The organism is Streptomyces sp. M-16 (genome assembly GCF_052114405.1).
In the GTDB taxonomy this organism is placed as follows: Bacteria; Actinomycetota; Actinomycetes; order Streptomycetales; family Streptomycetaceae; genus Streptomyces.
The window spans coordinates 1-2,781 of sequence record NZ_JBFRER010000265.1 but is presented as its reverse complement, the minus strand read 5'-3'; the positions used below and the strand labels follow the sequence as shown (position 1 = coordinate 2,781).

Genomic DNA, 2,781 nt, shown 5'->3' with positions numbered 1-2,781 from the left:
GGGGCGGCGGGGTCCGCGGGGGCAGGCGTGCCGGTGGAGCGGGGCGCGCCGGCGGCGGGCCCGGCGCGGTCCTGGCCGGCGGCGGCCCGGAAGGGGTCCCAGAGCATGCCGGTGGCGACGCAGGCACCGGCGAGGAGGAAGGCGACGAGGAGGGCGAGCAGGGGCCGTTTCCCGAGCGGCCGTGGCCGGCGGCGGTGGGGCGAGGGCCGCGGGGGGCCGTCCTTGCGCCGGTGAGACCGCCCGTCCGTCGTCATCTCGCAGCCCCTCCCAGGAACGTGCCCCGGCCCGGGGCTGCACAGCAGTAGAGCGGATTCCCGGCCCCCGGACAACCGTTCCCGGGGACGCGGGCCGTGGCGGCGCGCGCCCCTTCGGCCTTACCGCGTACCGGACCTGCGGCGATCCGGCCGCCCCGGTGCTGTGGCCGGCGTGGCCCGCCGGTCACGGCGCTAGGCGGGGGCCAGGCGGGTGAGGAGGGCGCGGGCGGTGCGGTTGCCCCCGGCGGCCCGGAGGCGGGCTCGTAGTCTGCGTGCGGCGTCGGCGACCCGGGCCGACTCCAACGGGCCCACGGTGTCAAGCAGTTCGTGCCAGGTGGCGCAGGCCCGCTCCAGGTGGCCGCGGTCCAGCTGGAGTTCGGCGAGCCGTGCGGAGGTGATGGCGCGGGCGCGGCGTTCGACGGGCGGGCGGTGGCGCAGCGAGGAGGACAGGGCCGTCACGGCGCCCGCCGTGTCGCCCAGCGCGGCCAGGACTTCGGACTGCTGGTGGTGGTAGGCGGCCCGGTGGTAGTCGCCGATCGGGGCGCACCGGCCGGTCGCGCGTTCCAACAGCGCTTCGGCACGGCCCAGATGGGTCAGGGCGGCGCGCCGGTCTCCGCAGGCCGCCTCCGCGACGGCGAGCTGGCCGGTGACGAACGCCGCCTGGACGGGCGGCAGTCGGGGGACCTCGCGGGCTGCGGCCTCGGCCAGTTCCAAGGCCCGCTTGCGGTGCCCCAGGTGGTGGGCCTGGACGCTCATCGCCCGGAGCACGGGCGCGTGGCACCGCGGGTCCCCCGCCTCCCGGCCCAGCCTCAGCGCCGCCCGGTAGTAGGCCTGGGCGAGGCCCTGTTCGTTGCCGTCGAAGCACAGGAATCCGGCCGTGTAGGCGAGGCGGGCGGCGCTGCCGAGGAGCCGGTGGCGGACGGCGGGCGCCGCGTCGGCGCCCAGCCAGGGGACGACGGTGGTGGTGAGGTAGGCGGTCAGGGCCGGGCGGACGCGACCGCTGCCGTACGTCATGTCGGCGTCGCGGAACACCGGCAGCAGGGCCTCGGCCGCCGCGACCTGGTGGTGTTCGAGCCGGGCCCCCGCCGGGGTCCGCCGGGCCGCGGCCCCGGTCGGCGGTTCCCCGTGGGGCCGCCAGGCGGAGGAGTAGACCGGGACCTCGCCGAAGGGGCCCTCGGCGAGGCCGGCCGGCCCGGGTGCGGCGCCGGGCCCGGTCTCGTACGGGGCGGCGGATGCGCCCGCGGTCGTACCGCCGGCCGTGCCCGGCGCTCCGCCCGCCGTGCCCCCGGGCGGTTTCCGGGATCCGCCCGGACCCGGCGCGGCCCGGGCGAGCCCGGTATCGGCCGGGCTGATCCGGCGGCCGGTCCGTCGGCTCAGTGCCTCGGCGGCGAGGGCCACCACGTGGGCGGAGGGGCGGGTGCCGGAGAGCCAGTGGGAGACGGAGGTGCGGTCGTAGCGCAGCGTGAGACCGGTCTCGGCCGCCACGCCGTTCACGGCGCGGGCGAAGTCCTGCCCGCTCCAGCGGGCGTCGTTCAGGAGGGTGCGCAGTCGTCCGTTGGGTTCACGCTCGGCCATCAGAACCGCCCAGGTCGCCGGGTCGTACACGTGTCCACCGCTTCAACGCGGCCGGACATTCAACACGTCGGGGTCGCGGCGGACGTACCGGGTCGGGCCGTCCTGCGCCTCACTGGGACCTGTGCACACCGTGACACACGCCCGCGTCCCGTGTCCCTGGCGTACGGGAGCACTACGGGCCCCGGGCGGAGCGGAACCGGTCCCCCCGGCTCACTCCGTCACGCCGCGCACCCCGCACCCCGCGCCCCGCCCCTCCCCCGACCGCCGCCCCGGCGCACGCGCCGCGAGACGGCCGCACGACGCCCACGCACGGCCCGCCGAGCAGGAGGTTCCCACCCGTGATCCCGTACCCGACGGACCATGACGACCCCGGTGCGGCGGCCGCGCCCGGCCGGGCCCGCGCCGCCGTCGACCCGGTGCTGCGCGCCTGTCTGCACACGCTGCCCGACGCCGTACGGGCGGTCTGCGCGTACCAGCTCGGCTGGGGCGACCGCGCCGGCGCCCCGACCGGCGGGGGCGCCGGTGCGGGGACGGCGATCGGGCCCGCCCTGGTGCTGGCGGCCGCGCGGGCGGCGGGCGGGCGCGACGAGGCGGCGCTCCCCGCGGCGGCGGCCGTCGAACTCGTCCGCCAGTCCACGCTGTTGCACGCGGGGGTGACCGGCCCGGCCGCGCGCCGCCGGCCCCCGACCCGGGCGGTGTTCGGGACGACCGGGGCGGGCGCCGCGGGCGAGGCGATGGCCGCGCTCGCCGTCCGCCTCGTCGTCGGCCGCCCCGAGGCCGTCACCGTCCTCTGCGACCGGCTGATCGAACTGTGCGGGGCCCGGGCCGCGCGCCGTGCGGCCGGTCCGGCCGTGCCGCTTCCCGGGCCGGGGGCGCTGTTCGGCCTCGCCTGCGCGCTGGGCGCGATCCACGGCGGCGCGCCGCCGTGGGTGACGGCCGCGCTGGACGCCTT

Annotated in this window: 1 protein-coding gene and 2 pseudogenes; 1 reads left to right on the top strand and 2 read right to left on the bottom strand. The window is 79.4% G+C overall.

All coding sequences use genetic code 11. The features are described 5' to 3' along the window. A pseudogene (locus tag AB4039_RS41900) lies at positions 1-254 on the bottom strand (hypothetical protein); the annotation flags it as partial. 192 nt (positions 255-446) lie between these two features. After that, positions 447-1,829 (bottom strand): hypothetical protein, encoded by a 1,383-nt coding sequence (locus AB4039_RS41895; protein WP_442273268.1) that lies wholly within the window; start codon positions 1,827-1,829, stop codon positions 447-449. A gap of 338 nt (positions 1,830-2,167) precedes the next feature. Here AB4039_RS41895 and AB4039_RS41890 point away from each other — a divergent pair. Further along, positions 2,168-2,781: pseudogene (locus AB4039_RS41890) on the top strand (polyprenyl synthetase family protein); the annotation flags it as partial.

Bases quoted from the DNA above. Each gene is read 5' to 3' on its own strand.
- AB4039_RS41895 (WP_442273268.1), bottom strand. From the start codon at position 1,829: ATGGCCGAGCGTGAACCCAACGGACGACTGCGCACCCTCCTGAACGAC.